This window comes from Streptomyces sp. LARHCF249, from assembly GCF_052871255.1.
The window spans coordinates 16,999-34,999 of the sequence record NZ_JBIXJQ010000017.1 but is presented as its reverse complement, the minus strand read 5'-3'; the positions used below and the strand labels follow the sequence as shown (position 1 = coordinate 34,999).

Sequence of the window (18,001 nt, the reverse complement as noted above, 5' to 3'; positions counted from 1 at the left end):
GTCGTCTCATTCTCCGGATCCGTCCCCGTGGGCTGCGACGCTCGCCGCGTCGAGGATGCCGGGCAGGTCCCGGAGGAACGCGTCCGCCTCGGCCTCGGAGAGTACGTACGGCGGCATGAGCCGTACGACGTCGGGGGCGGGCGCGTTGACCAGGTAACCGGCATCCTGAGCCGCCTGCTGCACCTGAGGCGCGAGGGGCTCGGTCAGCACGATACCCAGCAGAAGGCCCGCACCACGGACGTGGGAGACCAGCGGATGCGCGGAAGCCTCGATTCCGGAGTGCAGCCGCTCGCCGCGCGCCTTGACCTGCGCGAGCAGGTCTTCGGCGGCGATGGTGTCGATGACGGCGAGTCCGGCGGCGCAGGCGACCGGGTTCCCGCCGAAGGTGGTGCCGTGCTGGCCCGGCTGGAGCAGGTCGGCGGCGGCGCCGAAGGCGGCCACGGCGCCGAGGGGAAGACCGCCGCCCAGCCCCTTCGCGAGCGCGACGAGGTCCGGCTCGACGCCCTCGTGCGCCTGGTGCTCGAACCACTGGCCGCACCGGCCGATGCCGGTCTGCACCTCGTCGAGTACGAGCAGGGTGCCGGTGGCGCGGGTGATCTCGCGGGCGGCCGTCAGGTACCCGGCGGGCGGGACGACGACGCCGTTCTCGCCCTGGATGGGTTCGATGACGACGAACGCGGTCTGCTCGGTGACGGCGGCCCGCAGCGCCTCGGCGTCGCCGTAGGGAACGTGCGTGACGTCACCGGGCAGGGGCAGGAAGGGCTCCTGCTTCGCGGGCTGGCCGGTGAGCGCGAGGGCGCCCATGGTCCGGCCGTGGAAGCCGCCCGTGGTGGCGACCATGTGGGTCCGCCCGGTCAGCCGGCCGATCTTGAAGGCGGCTTCGACGGCCTCGGCGCCGGAGTTGCAGAAGAACACCTTGCCGGGGCGGCCGAAGAGCTGGAGCAGCCGCTCGCCGAGTGCGATGACCGGCTCGGAGGCGTAGAGGTTGGAGACGTGGCCCAGCGTCCGGATCTGGCCGGTGACGGCCTCGACGACCGCCGGGTGGGCGTGGCCGAGCGCGTTGACCGCGATGCCGCCGACGAAGTCGGTGTACTGCTTGCCGTCCGCGTCCCAGACCTGGGCGCCCTCACCGCGTACGAGAGCCAGCGCGGGGGTGCCGTAGTTGTTGGTCAGCGCGCCCTGCCAGCGGGTGCGGTACTCCTCGTTGCCCGTGGTCACCGGGGCTCCCCTCCCTGTCCGTCGGGCACGACCATCGTGCCGATTCCCTCGTCGGTGAAGATCTCCAGCAGGATCGAGTGCTGGACCCGTCCGTCGATCACGCGGGCGGTGGTGACCCCGTTGCGGACGGCGTGCAGGCAGCCCTCCATCTTGGGCACCATGCCGCTGGACAGCTCGGGCAGCAGCTTCTCGAGCTGGCTGACGGTGAGCCGGCTGATGACCTCGTCGCTGTGCGGCCAGTCCGCGTAGAGGCCCTCGACGTCGGTGAGGACCATCAGCGTCTCGGCGCCGAGCGCGGCGGCGAGCGCGGCGGCGGCCGTGTCCGCGTTCACGTTGTACACGTGGTGGTCGTCGGCGCTGCGCGCGATGGAGGAGATCACCGGGATCCTGCCGTCGGCCAGCAGCGCCTCGATCGCGCCGGTGTCGATGGCGGTGATCTCGCCGACCCGCCCGATGTCGACGAGCTCGCCCTCGATCTCGGGGGTGTGCTTGGTGGCGGTGATGGTCCGGGCGTCCTCGCCGGTCATGCCGACGGCGAGCGGCCCGTGCTGGTTGAGCAGCCCGACCAGCTCGCGCTGGACCTGGCCCGCCAGAACCATCCGTACGACGTCCATGGCCTCCGGGGTGGTGACGCGCAGGCCCGCCTTGAACTCGCTGACCAGGCCCTGCTTGTCGAGCTGGGCGTTGATCTGCGGGCCGCCGCCGTGCACCACGACCGGCTTGAGGCCGGCCTGGCGCAGGAAGACCACGTCCTGGGCGAAGGCGGCCTTCAGGTCCTCGTCGATCATGGCGTTTCCGCCGAACTTGATGACGACGACCTTGCCGTTGTGGCGGGTCAGCCAGGGCAGGGCCTCGATGAGGATCTGGGCCTTGGGCAGCGCGGTGTGCTTCCTCGCCGTGCTCATGAGGAGTACGCGCTGTTCTCGTGGACGTACTCGGCGGTCAGGTCGTTGGCCCAGATGACCGCCGACTCGCTGCCCGTGGACAGGTCGGCGGTGATGCGGACCTCGCGGTCCTTCATGCTCACCAGGTCGCGGTCCTCGCCGACCGAGCCGTTCTTGCAGACCCAGACCCCGTTGATGGCCACGTTCAGCCGGTCCGGGTCGAAGGCCGCCTTGGTGGTGCCGATGGCGGAGAGCACCCGGCCCCAGTTCGGGTCCTCGCCGTGGATGGCGCACTTGAGCAGGTTGTTCCGGGCGATGGACCGGCCGACCTCGACCGCGTCGTCCTCGCTCGCCGCGCCGATGACCTCGATGCGGATGTCCTTGCTGGCGCCCTCGGCGTCGCCGATCAGCTGGCGGGCCAGGTCGTCGCAGACGGTCCGTACGGCCTCGGCGAACTCCTCGTACGCGGGCACGGTGCCGGAGGCTCCGGAGGCCAGCAGCAGCACCGTGTCGTTGGTGGACATGCAGCCGTCGGAGTCGACCCGGTCGAAGGTGGTGCGGGTGGCGGCGCGCAGTGCCGTGTCGAGGGTGGCGCTGTCCAGGTCGGCGTCGGTGGTGAGGACGACGAGCATGGTGGCCAGGCCCGGGGCGAGCATGCCCGCGCCCTTGGCCATGCCGCCGACGGTCCAGCCGTCCTTCGTCACCGCGGCCGTCTTGTGCACGGTGTCGGTGGTCTTGATGGCGACGGCCGCGGCTTCGCCGCCGTCCTCGGACAGGGCCGCGGCCGCGGTCTCGATGCCCGGCAGCAGCTTGTCCATGGGCAGCAGGACGCCGATCAGGCCGGTGGACGCGACCGCGATCTCGCCGGAGTTGAACTCCTCGCCCAGTACGGCCGCCACCTTCTCGGCGGTGGCGTGGGTGTCCTGGAAGCCCTTGGGGCCGGTGCAGGCGTTGGCTCCGCCGGAGTTCAGGACGACCGCGCTGACCACGGCGCCGCGCAGGACCTGCTCGGACCAGTGCACGGGCGCGGCCTTGACGCGGTTGGAGGTGAAGACGCCCGCCGCCGCCAGGCGGGGCCCGTTGTTGACCACGAGGGCCAGGTCCGGGTTGCCGTTCGCCTTGATCCCGGCGGCGATGCCCGCCGCCGTGAATCCCTGTGCTGCCGTGACGCTCACGGTGCGACTCCGATCGTGGAAAGCCCCAGGCTCTCGGGGAGGCCGAGGGCGATGTTCATGCTCTGCACCGCGCCGCCGGCGGTGCCCTTGGTCAGGTTGTCGATGGCGCTGACGGCAATGATCCGCTGTGCGGACTCGTCGTAGGCGACCTGTACGTGGACGGCGTTGGAGCCGTGCACGGACTTGGTGGACGGCCACCGGCCCTCGGGCAGCAGGTGGACGAAGGGCTCGTCGGCGTACGCCTTCTCGTAGGCGGCGCGGAGCGACTCGCCGGTGGTGCCGGGCTGGGCCTTGGCCGAGCAGGTGGCGAGGATGCCGCGCGCCATGGGGACGAGGGTCGGCGTGAACGAGACGGAGACCCTGGTGCCCGCGAGCGGGCTCAGGTTCTGCACCATCTCGGGCGTGTGCCGGTGGCCGCCGCCCACGCCGTACGGGGTGACGCTGCCCATCACCTCGGCGCCGAGCAGGTGCGTCTTGAGGGCCTTGCCCGCGCCGGAGGTGCCGGTGGCGGCGACGATCACGGCCTCCGGCTCGGCCAGCTGCGCCTGGTAGGCCGGGAACAGCGCGAGGGAGACGGCGGTGGGGAAGCAGCCCGGGACGGCGATGCGACGGGCCCCTTCGAGCGCGGCGCGCCCGCCGGGCAGCTCGGGCAGACCGTACGGCCAGGTGCCGGCGTGCGGGGCTCCGTAGAACCGGTCCCAGTCGGCCGAGTCCTTGAGCCGGTGGTCGGCGCCCATGTCGACGACGAGGACGTCCTCGCCGAGCTGGGCCGCGACGGCGGCGGACTGGCCGTGCGGCAGCGCGAGGAACACCACGTCATGCCGGCGGCCCTGCCCGGCCAGGACCTCGGGGCTGGTCGGCTCCAGGGTCCGCCCCGCGAGCGGCACGAGGTGCGGCTGCAGGTTGCCGAGGAGCTCTCCGGCGTTGGAGTGTCCGGTCAGCGCACCGATCTCGACCTCGGGGTGCGAGAGCAGGAGGCGCAGGACTTCACCGCCCGCGTACCCGCTCGCTCCGGCCACCGCTACACGTACCGCCATCGGACCCTCCTTGTCGATGGCATGACTATACGTATCGCCGCACGTTTATGCAAAGCCCTTCCGGTCCCGACCGGCAGGACGGCCTCAGGATCCGGACATGCCGAGCTTTCCGCTGCCCGAGCAGCCGTGACAGCGCCTCCCGCCGGAGGTCAGCCCCGCACGGCCGGGCCCAGCGGGTGGCGGACCCAGACGTTCGGTTCGACGTAGACCGCGTAGCCGGACTCCGGGGCGCAGTGGACCGGGGCCAGGGCGCCCGGGACGCGGACCGGGCCCGGGGCGTCGAAGGGGAGACCGGTCCACTCGCGCCACTGGGGGAGCGAGCCGGTGATCGTCATCGAGAGGGGGGCCACCGAGTCGATGGCACCGCCCGCGCGGACGTGGACGCGCAGCCAGGGGTCGTACGGGAGCCCGTCCTCGCGGGTGCGGTACGCGTACTCGTGGATCGGGGTGTCCGGCTCGGCCGGCTTTCCGCTCGGGCGGACCGGGGCCACGGCCTCGGCGAAGCCGCGGGCGCGTGCGTTGTCCCGCAGGGCGGCCAGCATCCGGCCGGACAGGCCCTCGCCCTGCCGGTCCGTGGCGACGCTGATCTCGATCGCGCTCACCGTGTCCGGTGCGATCCCGCGCCGCAGGTCGGAGAAGGCCCACATCAGGACGCGGTCCCAGCCCTGCTCGGGCAGGACCCCGTCGCGGCCCGGCGCGTGCTGGGCGAAGGGCACGCTGAACCCCCGGGCGACCACCGCGTCGCCGTCCGTGGCGACCAGGACGTACTCCGGCAGCTCGGCCACCATCCGCGGGTACAGCAGCCAGGCGAGCGCGTCGTGCTGGGCGAACTCGGGCCACGAGTCCTTCATGTCCCAGAGCCGGTCGGCGAGTTCGGGCCGCTCCGCCAGTGTGGTGATCAGTATGCCGGTCATCCCCGCAGGCTAGGACCCGGAGGCGAGGGCCTCAACCGCTTTACACCGGGGCCTGCAGGGAGAGGTGCCAGCGCCCAGCCCAGCCCGTCAGGGTCATCGTGGACAGCGGTCGCACGTCCACGTTCCAGTAGGTCAGCGGCGGTGCCTGCAAGGCGTAGACCAGGGCCGCCCGGACCACCGAGGGCTCCGCCACCGCGACGATCGCGCCCCCGTCGTCGGCGGGGCGCGTGTCGAGCCAGCCGCCGATCCGGGAGATGAAGGCGAGCAGCGACTCGCCGCCGTGCGGGGCGGCGCGCGGGTCGGTGAGCCACAGGTCCACCGCCCCCGGCTCGCGGGCGGTCACCTCGGCGAGGGTCAGCCCCCGCCAGCGGCCCATGTCGCACTCGCGCAGCGCGGGCTGGGCGAGGGGCGCGTACCCGAGCGCCTCGCCGGTGGCCCTGCTGCGCGGGGTGGGCGAGCAGTAGCGCAGCCCGGCGGCGCCCAGCGGGACCAGCCCGGGGGCGGCGGACTCCACCGCGTGCCAGCCCGCGCCGTCGAGCGGGCGGTCGTCGTCGAAGCGCTCGGTGAGCAGCGGGGAACTGCGGGCTGCGGCAACGAGCGAGACCCGAACATGCATGCGGTGATGGTGGGCCGTGCGCCGCGCGGGGTCAAGCGTCGGTACGGGGTGCCGTGACCGGTGACGTTCCCGGTCACAGCACGTGCGCCGCCCGCAGCCGCTGGACCGCCTCCACCAGCTCTCCGGGCCCCGACACGCCGGCGAAGCTCAGCCGGACGTGCGGACCGGGCGGCTCCGCGCAGAAGTACGGGCGGCCGGGTGTGACCGCGACCCCGGCGCGCAGGGCGGCCGCCGCGAACCCGGCGTCGTCTCCCCCGCCGCTCGGCCTCACCCACAACTGGTAGCCGCCGGAGGGCAGATGGGGCAGTTCCAGCCCGGGCAGCTCCCGGCGCAGCGCCCCGGCGAGGACGTCCCGGCGGTGGCGCAGCTCGGCGGAGACGGTCCGCAGGTGGCGGGGCCAGGCGGGCGCGCCGACCAGCTCCAGGGCGGCCTCCTGGAGCGGCCGGGGCACGAAGAAGGTGTCCACGACCTGGATGGCGCGCAGCCGGTCCACGACCGGGCCCCGGGCGGCGAGGGCGCCCACCCGCAGGCTGGGCGAGGTCGGCTTGGTCAGGGACCGGACGTGCACGACCACTCCGTCGGCGTCCTCGGCGGCCAGCGTGGCGGGCAGCGGCCCGCAGTCCTCGTGGGCCAGGGCCCGGGCGTAGTCGTCCTCGACCACGAAGGCCCCGGCGGCCCGGGCGATCCGCAGCACCTCGGCCCGCCGCCCGGGAGCCAGCACGGCCCCGGTCGGGTTCTGGAACAGCGGCTGGCATACGAAGACCCGCGCCCCGGTGGCTTCGAAGGCGGCGGCGAGCAGTTCCGGCCGGACCCCCTCGGCGTCCACCGGGACCGGCACGGGCCGGCAGCCGGAGGCGCGCGCGATGGCCAGCAGTCCCGGGTAGGTGGGCGATTCCACCAGGATCGGCGCCCCGGGCGGGGCGAGCGCCCGCACGGCGGTGGCCAGCGCGCTCTGGCCGCCCGCGGTGACCAGCACGTCGGCGGCGACGACCGGTCCGCCGATCTCCCGGGCGAACCAGTCGCGCAGCTCGGGCAGCCCCTCGACGGGCGGCCGCCCCCACGCACCGGGCCGGCGCCCGGCCCGGGCCAGCGCGGCCGCCATGGCCCGCTCGGGCTGGAGGGAGTGGTGCAGGTAGCCGCCGTTGAGCTCGATCACCCCGGTCGGCGGGGCGGCCAGCGAGCCCAGGACCCCGGTGGCGTCCACGGAGCGCGGCACGATGTCGCCGGCGCCCTCGGCGCTGAGGGCGACCTCCTGCCAGGAGGTGTCTCCGGATGCGGGGGCCGACGTACGCGGCCGGGCGCGGAAGACCCCGGCGCCGGGCCGGGTGACGACGAGGCCCTCGGCGGCGAGCTGCGCGAGGGCCCGGGAGACCGTCACGGGGCTGACCCGGTAGCGCTCGACCAGGGCCCGGCTCGACGGCAGCTTTCCACCGACCGAGTAGCGGTTCAGTTCGGATCGCAGGGATTCGGCCAGTTCCGCCACACTGCTACGCTCATACATGACAGCACAGAATAGCGCTACTCTGCCGAGCACGATAGCGGTAACGGGATCCGCCCGCGGCGCCGCCACCGGTACCGCCCTCGCCTCGCTCGGCGTGGTCGCGTTCTCCCTGACCTTCCCCGCCACCGCCTGGGGGCTGGAGAGCTTCGGCCCGTGGTCGATGGTCGCCCTGCGCAGCGTCCTGGCGGCCGCCATCGCCGGAGTGTTCCTGCTGGCCCGGCGGGTGCCGCTGCCGGCCCGCGAGCACTGGGCGGGGCTGGCCGTCGTCGCCGCCGGGGTGGTCGTCGGATTCCCCCTCCTCACCACCCTCGCGCTGACCACCTCCACGACCTCGCACGCCGCCGTCGTGGTCGGCCTGCTGCCGCTGACCACGGCCGCGCTCTCCGCGCTGCGCACCGGCGCCCGGCCCTCGCGCCGGTTCTGGGCGGCGGCGCTGGCCGGGGCCGCCGTGGTCCTCGCCTTCACGGTGGCCCAGAGCGGCGGTTCGCTCTCGGCCGGGGACGCCTACCTGTTCGGCGCCCTGCTGGTGTGCGCCGCCGGCTACACCGAGGGCGGCCGGCTCGCCCGGACGCTGCCGGGCTGGCAGGTGATCGGCTGGGCGCTGGTGCTGTGCCTGCCGCTGAGCCTGGCCGGCTCGGCGCTGGGGCTCGCGTACGAGCCGGTCCACCTCACCGGGCACGGGCTGGCCGGGCTGGTCTGGGCGGCGGCCGGCTCCACCTTCCTCGGCCTGTACGTCTGGTACCGCGGCATGGCCGAGATCGGCGCGCCCCGGGCCAGCCAGCTCCAGCTCGCACAGCCGCTGCTGACCCTGGTCTGGTCCGTGGCCCTGCTCGGCGAGCAGCTGTCCCCCGCCGCCCCGGCGGCCGCCTGTGCGGTACTGGTCTGCATCGCGGTGACCCAACGGGTCAAATAGCCCCCGAACGACCTAAACTGCTAGCACCGGATCGGACCGCCACCGAGGAGGTCGGTTATGCGCGCTACCGAGGGCGACCAGCTGGTGCAGCACGGCAGGATCGTCGGACAGCACGACAAGGTGGGCGAGATCACCCAGGTGCTCGGCGAGAACGGAACCCCCCCGTACCGGGTCCGCTTCGAGGACGGGCACGAGGCCCTGATGGCCCCCGGACCCGACTGCGTGGTCCGCCACCCCGCAGAGCCCGAGGACCAGCACTGACTCAGCCCGGTACCGCCGCCGATCCGTAGTGGTCGGCGACCACTCGGGCCATCGCGCCGTTGGGGTCCGCGGCCACGTGTTTCGCCGAGAAGTACACGTGGCCGCGGACCTCCGGATATGTCCGCGCGAACGCGACGTGGCGGGAGAGCTCCCGCGGATCGCGCCAGGCGGGAGTGGAGCTGTCCGCGTCGCAGCGGTACAGGGCCTCCCCCACGTACAGCTGGACGCCCGTGCCCGCGACCGTCCGCGCCCACCAGGGGACGATGTCCGCGTAGTCGGCGGTCGGGTGCCCGATGTGCCAGTAGGCCTGCGGCACGATGTAGTCGATCCAGCCCTCGGTGACCCACTTGCGGGTGTCCGCGTACAGGTCGTCGTACGTCGCGATGCCCGCCCGTGTGGGTGAACCGAGCGGATCCCGGTCGGAGTTGCGCCAGATCGCGAACGGGCTGACGCCGAACCGGGCGGCGGGCCGGACCTCCTTCAGCCGCGCGGACATCTCACTGACCAGGGTGTCGGTGTTGTGGCGGCGCCAGGCGGCCCGGGAGTCGAAGTCCGCCCCGTACTCCTCGTAGGCCTCGTCGTCGTCGAACTCCTCGCCCTCCACCGGGTACGGGTAGAAGTAGTCGTCCCAGTGCACCCCGTCCACCGGGTAGCGGGAGACGGCGTCGAGCATGGCCTCCTGGACGAAGCGCCGCACCTCGGGCAGCCCGGGGTTGTAGAAGAGCCTGCCGCCGTACTCCACGGTCCATTCCGGGTTGCGCCGGGCCGGGTGCGCGGGCGCCAGCCGGTCGAAGTCGGCGTGGTGGGCCACCCGGTACGGGTTGAACCAGGCGTGCAGTTCCAGACCCCGGGCGTGCGCCTCGGTGACGGCCGTGCCCAGCGGGTCCCAGCCCGGATCCACCCCCTGCTCCCCCGTCAGCCACTGCGACCAGGGCTCCAGCCGCGAGGGCCACAGCGCGTCGGCCGCCGGCCGGACCTGCAGGACCACCGCATTGAGACGGCGCCGCACCGCCGCGTCGAGGAGCCCGAGCAGCTCCCGGCGCTGCTGCGCGGCGGGAAGCCCGCTCCGCGATGGCCAGTCCACGTTCGACACGGAGGCGATCCACATCCCCCGGAACTCCGTGGTCGCCGCATGGCGGGAGGGCCGGGGGACCGCCGCCCGGGCCTGCGCCGCCCCGCCGCCCGTGGCCGCCGCCAGCGTCCAAGCGGCCCCCGCCAGCAGTCCCCGACGCCCGATGTACGTCATGTGACGACTCCGTTCCGTTGCGTGACATCCCGTTGCGTGCGCCCAGCATGCCCGCCCCGGCCCGCCACCGGGGTCAACGTCGGGGGTAACGTCGGGGGGCGTGGCGGGCGCCGGAGAGCAGTTACCACTGTGAGCACGGGGGACCCGCGATGGATGAGCAGCGAAAGGCACGAAGTGACGGACCTCTCTACCCTCCCGACCGACATCACCCGCGTCGGCGTAGTGGGCTGCGGCCAGATGGGCGCGGGCATCGCCGAGGTGTGTGCCCGCAGCGGTCTTGAGGTGAAGGTCGCCGAGACCACGGGCGAGGCCCTGGAGATCGGTCGCACCCGGCTGCACAGCTCGCTGACCAAGGCCGCCGAACGCGGCAAGATCAGCGAGGAGGAGCGGGACGCCACCCTGGCCCGGCTCACCTTCACCACCGACCTCGGCGAGTTCGCCGACCGCGACCTGGTGATCGAGGCCGTCGTCGAGAACGAGCAGGTCAAGACGGAGATCTTCCAGGTCCTCGACCAGGTGATGACCCGCCCGGACGCCATCTTGGCCTCCAACACCTCCTCGATCCCGCTGGTCAAGCTGGCCGTCGCGACCTCGCGCCCCGACCAGGTCATCGGCATCCACTTCTTCAACCCGGCCCCGGTGCAGAAGCTCGTCGAGCTGATCCCGGCGCTGACGACGGGCGAGGAGACGGTCAAGCGGGCCGAGGCCCTGGTCCGCAACGTGCTGGGCAAGCACGCCGTCCGCGCCCAGGACCGCTCCGGCTTCGTCGTCAACGCGCTCCTCGTCCCGTACCTGCTGTCCGCGATCCGGATGTTCGAGTCCGGCATCGCGAGCCGCGAGGACATCGACAACGGCATGGAGCTGGGCTGCGCCCACCCGATGGGCCCGCTCAAGCTCTCCGACCTGATCGGCCTGGACACCATCGCCTCGATCGCCGACTCCATGTACGCGGAGTACAAGGAGCCGCTGTACGCCGCTCCCCCGCTGCTCCAGCGCATGGTCGACGCCGGCCGCCTGGGCCGCAAGACCGGCTCGGGCTTCTACCCGTACGGCTAGCCGAGCCGCAGGTGGTGCAGCAGGAGCAGCCCGGCCGCCATGTTGGCGGCCGGGATCTCACCGCGGGCGATCATGTCCGGCACCAGCTTGAGCGGGACCCACTCCCGTCGCGAGGACTCGAAGTCGTCCTCGGGATGGCCGACGTACGTGGCCCCGTCCGCCCAGTAGAGGTGGTGACGGGCATCGGTCAGCCCGTTGGACGGCTCCACGGTCATCAGGTGCTGGAGCGGTCCGGGCCGCCAGCCCGACTCCTCCTCCATCTCCCGCGCCGCCGCGCTCTCGAGGGACTCCCCTTCCTCCACCACCCCGGCGGGCAGCTCCCAGCCCCAGCTGTCGGTGATGAAGCGGTGCCGCCACAGCAGCAGCACCTCATTGGCCTCGTTGACGGCCGTGGCGACGGCGACCGGGCGCAGCCGGATCACGAAGTGGTCCAGGTGCCGGCCGTCGGGGAGTTCCACATCGGCGAGATTCACATCGAACCAGCGGTTCTTGTACACGGTCTGCTCACTCAGGTTCGTCCACTGCACGGTTGTGCCGCCTTCCGTTCGGATTGGTGGCAACATGGCAGCAGCTGAACCTGTCACAGGGGAACGCGCAGCGCCCCGTCGATGAGCTGGGCGGTCTCCTCCGCGCCCGAACAACCGCTGGTCAGCAGCTGTTCGCGGACCGCCCGCAACCGGTCGCGCAGCCGCAGCGACTCCATGCCTTTGGCCCGCTCCGCCATTTCGGCCGCGGCCGCCACCGCCCGGTCCGCCTCTCCCTGCCGCAGCTGGATCTCGCACAGCATCGCGAGGCGGTGCACCCGGCCGCGGTCGTGCGCGGGGGTGCCGACGGCCGCGGTCGCCTGCTCGTGCGCGGCGGCGAGGTCCCCCAGGCCGAGCAGCGCCTCGGCGACCTGGACGTTGACCAGCCCCGGCTGTACGTAGCCGGTCTCGTCCGGTTCGGCGCCCGGGGTGATCCGCTCGGCCGCCGACTCGGCGTGCCGGATGCAGGTCAACGCGGCCGGGGTATCGCCGAGTTGGGCGTACGCCTTGGCCTGCATCGCGTACAGGTCGGCGGCCAGGGCCGGGGTGGTGTGCCGGCCGGCGGCGCGCAGCGCGGCCTCGGCGAAGGCCACGGCCTGCCGGTACTCCCGCAGGTGCAGGGACTGGTTGACGATCAGCGCGATGACGTACGCACCGAGCCCGCGGTCCCCGCTCGCCTTGGCCAGGCGCAGGGCCTGGTGGAAGTAGCGCTGGGCGAGCCCGTGCGCGTCCGAGTCGTACGCGCAGATCCCGGCCACGGCCACGAGGGACCCGGTGGCCCGGTGCAGCCGGCGGCCGAGGGCGTCGGGGTAGCTGCCGCGCAGCATGGGCGCCGTCTCGGTGCCGAGGAAGCGCACGATCCGGTCCCGGGTCGCCACCCCGCCGGCCCGGCGGTACATCAACTCGTAGTGCGCGCGGGCCGCCCGCAGGATCTCGATGTGCTCGGGCCCGATCCTGTCCGGGCCCTCGCGGGAGACGTCGGCGTCCTCCGGCGGGTTCTCCCACTCCCAGACCGGGATGACGGCGGGGGTCCCGGTGACGGCCTGCACCGCGAGGAGTTGGGTACGCGCCTGCCCGTCGGCCCGCCACAGCGCGGCGGCGCGGTCCACGAAGCCGCTGAGCGGGGAGGCGTGCGCAGAGGCGGGCAGGCCCGGCACGCCGAGGCCGATGTCGTCCAGGCCGACGGGACGCCTCAGCCGGCCCCCGAGCACCTCGCAGATCAGGTCGGGGACCTGGCCGCGGGGCCGCTGGCCCTTCAACCACCGGGCGACGGCCGTGTGTTCGTAGCGCAGCGCGAGTCCGCGGGTGCGGCCCGCCTGGTTCACGTGCGCGGCGAGTCCGGCGTGGGACATGCCCGCCTCGGCGAGGAGGGCGTCGAGCAGGACATTGGGCTGCATGGGCCGCTCCCGGGGCTCGTCGGTCTCAGGCTAGTGGGTACTCGCTTCACACGGGGTGTGAACCGAGTACGCGCATAAATGCGATACGCACTCTGCCGCGGGGGGTCCGCAGGGCGCTTCACTTAAGGGCCTCGCCAAGAGGCGGCTCGGGTCGTCGGCTCCCCCTCGTACAGTGCGACGACCCGTCACCGCGCCGCCCGTCCTGCTGTCTGCCCGACACTCCACGGCAGGCGGGCGGCGTGCCGGTTCCCGCCGGTGCCCGGTTGGTCGCCGGGCCCGGCGGGGCCGGCCTTCCGGCCGGGCCGGTCAGGGCCGGTCGTCGCGGAGCACCAGCAGGGCGACGTCGTCGGCGAGTTGCCCGCCGGTGTGCCGGAGCAGGGCCGCGTGCACGCCCGCGACCAGCCGCGCGGGCGTGAGCGGTCCCTCTGCGAGGACGCTCCGCAGGGGGAAGAACGCACCTGCGGCGTCGCGGGCGTCCTCGGCACCGTCGGTGTGCAGGAACAGCGTCTCCCCGGGCCGCAGTTCCCCCACGGGGTGCGGCTGCGCGTCCGCCGGCAGGGGCACCACCCCGAGCGGGGGCATCGTCTCGCCGTCGAGCGCCTGCACGTCCGTGAGCCGCTGCGCGGGGCCTCCCCCACCCCGCCCCTTCCCGGCACCGGGGCTCCGCCCCGGACCCCCTACGGCGCTCCGCGCCCGCGCCTCGAACGCCGGCGGGGCTGACCCCCAGCTGCGCGGAGCGCAGTGCTCCGGGACCGCCGGGCGCAGCAGGTACGGCCACGGGTGGCCGCAGTTCAGGGCCAGCAGGGAGCCATCCGGGCACACTTGGAGGAGCAGCACCGTCACGAACTCCTCGGCCGAGGGCGACTCCGGCTCGGACGGGCAGGACGCGGGGTGCTCGGACCGGGCCCGGTCACGGACATGCCGGCCCAGCGCCCGCTCCATCCGCACCAGCACCCCGCCCAGCGACACCTCGTCGTACGCCGCTTCGCGGAAGGCCCCGAGGACCGCCGCGGCCGCGCCCAGGGCCGGCAGCCCGTGCCCCCGTACGTCCCCGATGACCACCCGCACGCCGTGCGCCGTCGACACGGCCTCGTACAGGTCCCCGCCCACTGCCGCGCCCCGGCTCGCGGAGAGCTGCGCGGCGGCCAGGGTCAGCCCGTCCATGCGTCTCGGCAGCGGCCGCAGCAGTGCCCGCTGCGCGGCCCCCGCGATCTCCTGCGAACGCCGCAGCTCCGCGACGAGCCCGCGCCGGATGTGCAGCGCGCAGCCCGTCGCCAGCAGCAGGAACGCCGCGCAGGTGGCCAGGCTCGGCACCAGCCGCCCGGGGGTGGACAGCTCCCAGGACACCGCGGCGCCGCCCCACGCGAAGACGCACACCCGGCGTACCTGGGGCATCTCCCCGATCATCGCGGCCTCCCCTCGGCCGCAACGATTGTGCCGACCACCCGGTGCCCCGGACCCGGGCCGCGGGCGTTCTCACCCGAATGAGTGAGGGGCGGATCCGGTGTCCGGATCCGCCCCTCAACAGGCCTTGCAGGCGGCGGTCACGCGCCCCGGAGCACCGCCCCGGTCCGCTCGCCCGCGAGCGCCACCGCCGCGTCGCGCGCGGCCGTGGACTCCTCGGCGGTCAGCGTGCGGTCGGCCGCGCGGAAGCGCAGCGCGTACGCCAGGGACTTCTTGCCCTCGCCGACCTGCTCACCGGTGAACACGTCGAACAGCCGGAGCGACTCGAGGAGTTCGCCCGCGCCCGTGCGCAGCGCGGCCTCCACGTCCGACGCCGGAACCGACGCGTCCACGATCAGCGCGACGTCCTGGGTCGCCACCGGGAAGGAGGAGATCCGGGGCGCCTGGAGGGCCTCGCCGCCGGCCGCCGCGAGGCGGTCGAGGTCGAGCTCCATCGCGCTGGTGCGGGCCGGCAGGCCCATCGCCTTGACCACGCGCGGGTGCAGCTCACCGGCGTGGCCGATGACCTGCGGGGCGCCGTCGAGGGTGACGACCAGCTCGGCGCAGCGGCCCGGGTGCCAGGGGCCGTACTGGCCCTGGCGGACGATGAGCTCCGTGCCGGCCTCGACGGCCAGCGCACGCGCGGCCTGGACGGCGTCCGCCCAGTCGGCCGGGCGGCCCTTGCCCCACCAGCCGGCCTGCTCGCGCGCACCGGCCAGCACGACCGCGGCGTACCGCGGCTGCGCGGGCAGGGCCGCGTTCAGGGTGCCGATCTCCTCGTCCGTGGGACGGCGGTCGACGGGCAGCCGTACGGCGACGCCCGGCTTCGGGCCGGCCAGGAAGACCGAACCGGTCTCGAAGAGCGCGAGGTCGTGGCTGCCCCGGCTGTCGTTGCGGCGCAGCGCGCCGAGCAGACCCGGCAGCAGCGTGGTGCGCAGCGCCGGCTCCTCGTCGGAGATCGGGTTGACCAGCTTGACGACCTGGCGGGCGGCGTCCTGGGCGGGCAGCTGGAGCTGGTCGAAGACGCCCTCGCCGATGAACGGGTAGCTGAGCGCCTCGACGTACCCCGCGCCGGCCAGCGCGCGGCCGGCCCGGCGGTGCAGCTGCTGGCGGGGGGTGAGACCGCGGCCGGAGGGCACCTGCGGGAGGGTCGACGGGAGGTTCCCGTAGCCCTCGAGCCGGATGATCTCTTCGGCGAGGTCGTTGGGCGCGGCGAGGTCGGGCCGCCAGGAGGGGACGGTGACGACGAGCTCGTCCTGGCCGTAGACGTCGCAGCCGACCTCCTGGAGGCGGCGTACGACGGTCTCCCGGCCGTAGTCCATGCCCGCGACCCGGTCCGGGTGGTCCGCGCGCATCGCGATGGTGCGCGGGGCGCCGGGGGCGAGGAACTCGGTGACCCCGGCCTCGGCGGTGCCGCCCGCGAGGAGCACGAGCAGGTCGACGGTCCGCTGCGCGGCCGCGGCGGCGGCCAGCGGGTCGACGCCCCGCTCGAAGCGCTTGGAGGCCTCGGAGGAGAGCTTCAGGCGGCGGGCGGTGCGCGAGATCGACACGGAGTCGAAGTGCGCGGCCTCGATGACCACGTCCCTGGTGCCGGTGACGGCGCCCGTCTCGGGGTCGGTGACGGAGTCGGCGATCTCGGTGTTGGCGCCGCCCATGACACCGGCGAGGCCGATCGGCCCGCTGTTGTCGGTGATCACCAGGTCCTCGGCGTCGAGCGTGCGCTTGACCCCGTCGAGGGTGGTGAACTTCTCGCCCTGCTCGGCGCGGCGGACACCGATGGCGCCGTCGATCCGCGAGCGGTCGTAGGCATGCAGCGGCTGGCCGAGTTCGAGCATCACGTAGTTGGTGATGTCGACGGCGAGCGAGATCGGGCGCATTCCCGCCTTCTGCAGGCGGCGGGTCAGCCAGATCGGGGAGCGCGCGTCGGGGTCGAGGCCGGTCACGGTGCGGGCGGTGAAGCGGTCGCAGCCGGCCGGGTCGTCGACCTTGACCGGGTAGCCGTACGCGTTCGGCACCGGGACGTCGAGCAGCGCCGGGTCGCGCAGCGGCAGGCCGTAGGCGGTGGCCGCCTCGCGGGCGACGCCGCGCAGGGACATGCAGTAGCCGCGGTCCGGGGTGATGTCGATGTCGAGGACCTCGTCGACGAGCTGGAGCAGCTCGATCGCGTCGGTGCCGACCTCGTGCTCGGGCGGTAGCACGATGATGCCGTGCGTGCCGTCGTCGCCCATGCCCAGCTCGTCGCCGGAGCAGATCATGCCGTGCGAGGTGCGGCCGTACGTCTTGCGCGAGGCGATCGCGAAGTCGCCGGGCAGGACGGCGCCGGGCAGGACCACGACGACCTTGTCGCCGACGGAGAAGTTCCGGGCGCCGCAGACGATCTCCTGCGGCTCGCCGGTGCCGTTGGCCTGGCCGACGTCGACCGTGCAGAACCGGATCGGCTTGCGGAAGCCCTCGAGCTCCTCGATGGTCAGCACCTGGCCGACGACGAGCGGGCCCTTGAGCCCGCCGCCGAGCTGCTCGACCGTCTCGACCTCGAGGCCGGCGTCGACGAGCTTGGCCGCCACGTCACGACCGGTCGCACCCGCGGGGAGGTCGACGTACTCCCGCAGCCAAGAAAGCGGGACCCGCATCAGATCTCCATCCCGAACGGCCGGGTGAAACGGATGTCACCCTCGACCATGTCTCGCATGTCTTCTACGTTGTGGCGGAACATCAGCATCCGCTCGATGCCGAACCCGAAGGCGAACCCGCTGTACTTCTCCGGGTCCACACCGCAGGCGACGAGCACCTTGGGGTTGACCATGCCGCAGCCGCCGAGCTCGATCCAGCCCTCGCTGGAGCAGGTACGGCACGGGCGGTCGGGGTTGCCCACCGACTCGCCGCGGCACACGTAGCACTGCATGTCCATCTCGGCGGACGGCTCGGTGAACGGGAAGAAGTGCGGGCGCAGGCGCGTGGTGGTGCCCTCGCCGAACAGCTCCTGGACCATGTGGTCCATGGTGCCCTTGAGGTCGGCCATGGTCAGGCCCTCGTCCACGGCGAGCAGCTCGACCTGGTGGAAGACCGGGGTGTGCGTCGCGTCGAGCTCGTCGGTGCGGTACACGCGGCCCGGGCAGACGATGTAGACGGGGGGCTTGCGCTCCAGCAGCGAGCGCGCCTGCACCGGGGAGGTGTGGGTGCGCAGCACGACGCCGGACTCGTCGCCCTCGGTGCCTTCCGGCCCCTGGACGAAGAAGGTGTCCTGCATCTGGCGCGCCGGGTGGTCGGGGGTGAAGTTGAGGGCGTCGAAGTTGAACCACTCCGCCTCGACCTCGGGCCCCTCGGCGACCTCGTACCCCATGGCCGTGAAGATGTCCGCGATGCGGTCCATCAGCGTGGTCAGGGGGTGCCGGGCGCCGGCGGGCACGCGGTCGTAGGGCAGCGTGACGTCCACCGCCTCCTCGACCAGCACCCGCTCGTCGCGCTCGGCTTCGAGCTCGACCGTGCGGGCCCCGAAGGCCTTGTTCACGGCGCCGCGGGCCTGTCCCACGCGCTTGCCCGCCTCGGCCTTGGCCTGGGGGGGCAGCGCGCCGATCTCGCGGTTGGCGAGCGCCAGGGGCGAGCGGTCGCCCATGTGCGCGGTCTTCGCCTCACGCAGCGCGTCGAGGTCGCCGGCGGACGCGAAGGCGGCGAGCGCCTCGTCCCGCATGCGCTCGATCTCTTCCGGTTTCAGTGCCTCGACCTCGACAGGGTCGTACGACTTGTTCGGTGCCGACATCTCTTCCCGTACTTCCGATGGCTGGCTGGTGGGTCCCCGTACGGCGCGATCAGACCGAT

At 73.5% G+C, this 18,001-nt stretch carries 16 protein-coding genes; 3 read left to right on the top strand and 13 right to left on the bottom strand.

All coding sequences use genetic code 11. From position 1 onward, the window contains the following. Positions 1–6: 6 nt before the first annotated feature. The 7 genes from ACIPUC_RS33645 to ACIPUC_RS33615 all read right to left on the bottom strand — a co-directional run bounded on the left by ACIPUC_RS33645 (position 7) and on the right by ACIPUC_RS33615 (position 7,345). Entirely contained in the window at positions 7–1,218 is a 1,212-nt protein-coding gene (locus ACIPUC_RS33645) for an acetylornithine transaminase (protein ID WP_446594179.1), read from the bottom strand. Further along, on the bottom strand, positions 1,215–2,123 hold the full coding sequence (gene argB, locus ACIPUC_RS33640) for an acetylglutamate kinase (RefSeq protein ID WP_362595619.1): 909 nt from the start codon (positions 2,121–2,123) through the stop codon (positions 1,215–1,217). The genes ACIPUC_RS33645 and argB overlap by 4 nt, the downstream gene beginning before the upstream one ends. Continuing rightward, complete coding sequence (gene argJ, locus ACIPUC_RS33635; RefSeq protein ID WP_446594178.1) at positions 2,120–3,277, bottom strand: bifunctional glutamate N-acetyltransferase/amino-acid acetyltransferase ArgJ; 1,158 nt, start codon at positions 3,275–3,277, stop codon at positions 2,120–2,122. The genes argB and argJ overlap by 4 nt, the downstream gene beginning before the upstream one ends. Then, positions 3,274–4,314: an N-acetyl-gamma-glutamyl-phosphate reductase gene (gene argC, locus ACIPUC_RS33630; RefSeq protein WP_446594177.1), complete on the bottom strand. Its 1,041-nt coding sequence runs from the start codon at positions 4,312–4,314 to the stop codon at positions 3,274–3,276. Before argC ends, argJ begins: the two co-directional genes overlap by 4 nt. Positions 4,315–4,463: 149 nt before the next feature. Next, positions 4,464–5,228 carry an N-acetyltransferase gene (locus ACIPUC_RS33625; protein ID WP_446594176.1) on the bottom strand — a complete coding sequence of 255 codons (765 nt, stop codon included), beginning with the start codon at positions 5,226–5,228 and terminating at the stop codon, positions 4,464–4,466. A 40-nt stretch (positions 5,229–5,268) separates the two neighbouring features. Further along, a complete protein-coding gene (locus ACIPUC_RS33620) occupies positions 5,269–5,844 on the bottom strand; it encodes a histidine phosphatase family protein (RefSeq protein ID WP_446594175.1) in 576 nt (191 codons plus the stop codon). A 73-nt stretch (positions 5,845–5,917) separates the two neighbouring features. Beyond that, the gene (locus ACIPUC_RS33615; RefSeq protein WP_446594174.1) at positions 5,918–7,345 is read right to left on the bottom strand and encodes an aminotransferase-like domain-containing protein; all 1,428 of its coding nucleotides are present in this window, start codon (positions 7,343–7,345) and stop codon (positions 5,918–5,920) included. Between ACIPUC_RS33615 and ACIPUC_RS33610 the strand changes: the two genes are divergently transcribed. Both ACIPUC_RS33610 and ACIPUC_RS33605 read left to right on the top strand, forming a co-directional pair. Continuing rightward, complete coding sequence (locus ACIPUC_RS33610) at positions 7,344–8,258, top strand: DMT family transporter (RefSeq protein WP_446594173.1); 915 nt, start codon at positions 7,344–7,346, stop codon at positions 8,256–8,258. The two genes, ACIPUC_RS33615 and ACIPUC_RS33610, sit on opposite strands and share 2 nt — an antisense overlap. A 57-nt stretch (positions 8,259–8,315) precedes the next feature. Further along, positions 8,316–8,519 (top strand): DUF1918 domain-containing protein, encoded by a 204-nt coding sequence (locus ACIPUC_RS33605; RefSeq protein ID WP_446594172.1) that lies wholly within the window; start codon positions 8,316–8,318, stop codon positions 8,517–8,519. Position 8,520: 1 nt separating this feature from the next. Here ACIPUC_RS33605 and ACIPUC_RS33600 read toward each other — a convergent pair whose 3' ends face one another. Further along, complete coding sequence (locus ACIPUC_RS33600) at positions 8,521–9,765, bottom strand: glycoside hydrolase family 10 protein (RefSeq protein WP_446594171.1); 1,245 nt, start codon at positions 9,763–9,765, stop codon at positions 8,521–8,523. Between the two features lie 153 nt (positions 9,766–9,918). Here ACIPUC_RS33600 and ACIPUC_RS33595 point away from each other — a divergent pair, with 153 nt between their 5' ends. Beyond that, positions 9,919–10,821: a 3-hydroxybutyryl-CoA dehydrogenase gene (locus tag ACIPUC_RS33595; protein ID WP_446594170.1), complete on the top strand. Its 903-nt coding sequence runs from the start codon at positions 9,919–9,921 to the stop codon at positions 10,819–10,821. Here the strand turns inward: ACIPUC_RS33595 and ACIPUC_RS33590 are convergent. The 5 genes from ACIPUC_RS33590 to pheS form a co-directional block, all read right to left on the bottom strand. Further along, positions 10,818–11,348, bottom strand: a complete 531-nt coding sequence (locus ACIPUC_RS33590; protein ID WP_446594169.1) for an NUDIX hydrolase — start codon at positions 11,346–11,348, stop codon at positions 10,818–10,820. The two genes, ACIPUC_RS33595 and ACIPUC_RS33590, sit on opposite strands and share 4 nt — an antisense overlap. Positions 11,349–11,401: 53 nt before the next feature. Next, on the bottom strand, positions 11,402–12,742 hold the full coding sequence (locus ACIPUC_RS33585) for a transcriptional regulator (RefSeq protein WP_446594168.1): 1,341 nt from the start codon (positions 12,740–12,742) through the stop codon (positions 11,402–11,404). A 306-nt stretch (positions 12,743–13,048) separates the two neighbouring features. Next, complete coding sequence (locus tag ACIPUC_RS33580) at positions 13,049–14,137, bottom strand: PP2C family protein-serine/threonine phosphatase (protein WP_446594167.1); 1,089 nt, start codon at positions 14,135–14,137, stop codon at positions 13,049–13,051. Positions 14,138–14,286: 149 nt separating this feature from the next. Continuing rightward, positions 14,287–16,815, bottom strand: a complete 2,529-nt coding sequence (pheT, locus tag ACIPUC_RS33575; protein WP_446594166.1) for a phenylalanine--tRNA ligase subunit beta — start codon at positions 16,813–16,815, stop codon at positions 14,287–14,289. Further along, a complete protein-coding gene (gene pheS, locus ACIPUC_RS33570) occupies positions 16,815–17,942 on the bottom strand; it encodes a phenylalanine--tRNA ligase subunit alpha (RefSeq protein WP_069919536.1) in 1,128 nt (375 codons plus the stop codon). The genes pheT and pheS overlap by 1 nt, the downstream gene beginning before the upstream one ends. Positions 17,943–18,001 lie beyond the last annotated feature (59 nt).

What these genes read in the sequence shown, in the direction of transcription:
- pheT (WP_446594166.1), bottom strand. Translation starts at nt 16,815, where the DNA reads ATGCGGGTCCCGCTTTCTTGGCTGCGGGAGTACGTCGACCTCCCCGCG.
- pheS (WP_069919536.1), bottom strand. Translation starts at nt 17,942, where the DNA reads ATGTCGGCACCGAACAAGTCGTACGACCCTGTCGAGGTCGAGGCACTG.
- ACIPUC_RS33595 (WP_446594170.1), top strand. Translation starts at nt 9,919, where the DNA reads ATGAGCAGCGAAAGGCACGAAGTGACGGACCTCTCTACCCTCCCGACC.
- ACIPUC_RS33620 (WP_446594175.1), bottom strand. Translation starts at nt 5,844, where the DNA reads ATGCATGTTCGGGTCTCGCTCGTTGCCGCAGCCCGCAGTTCCCCGCTG.
- argC (WP_446594177.1), bottom strand. Translation starts at nt 4,314, where the DNA reads ATGGCGGTACGTGTAGCGGTGGCCGGAGCGAGCGGGTACGCGGGCGGT.
- ACIPUC_RS33625 (WP_446594176.1), bottom strand. Translation starts at nt 5,228, where the DNA reads ATGACCGGCATACTGATCACCACACTGGCGGAGCGGCCCGAACTCGCC.
- ACIPUC_RS33610 (WP_446594173.1), top strand. Translation starts at nt 7,344, where the DNA reads ATGACAGCACAGAATAGCGCTACTCTGCCGAGCACGATAGCGGTAACG.
- argB (WP_362595619.1), bottom strand. Translation starts at nt 2,123, where the DNA reads ATGAGCACGGCGAGGAAGCACACCGCGCTGCCCAAGGCCCAGATCCTC.
- ACIPUC_RS33605 (WP_446594172.1), top strand. Translation starts at nt 8,316, where the DNA reads ATGCGCGCTACCGAGGGCGACCAGCTGGTGCAGCACGGCAGGATCGTC.
- ACIPUC_RS33615 (WP_446594174.1), bottom strand. Translation starts at nt 7,345, where the DNA reads ATGTATGAGCGTAGCAGTGTGGCGGAACTGGCCGAATCCCTGCGATCC.
- ACIPUC_RS33580 (WP_446594167.1), bottom strand. Translation starts at nt 14,137, where the DNA reads ATGCCCCAGGTACGCCGGGTGTGCGTCTTCGCGTGGGGCGGCGCCGCG.
- ACIPUC_RS33585 (WP_446594168.1), bottom strand. Translation starts at nt 12,742, where the DNA reads ATGCAGCCCAATGTCCTGCTCGACGCCCTCCTCGCCGAGGCGGGCATG.
- ACIPUC_RS33600 (WP_446594171.1), bottom strand. Translation starts at nt 9,765, where the DNA reads ATGACGTACATCGGGCGTCGGGGACTGCTGGCGGGGGCCGCTTGGACG.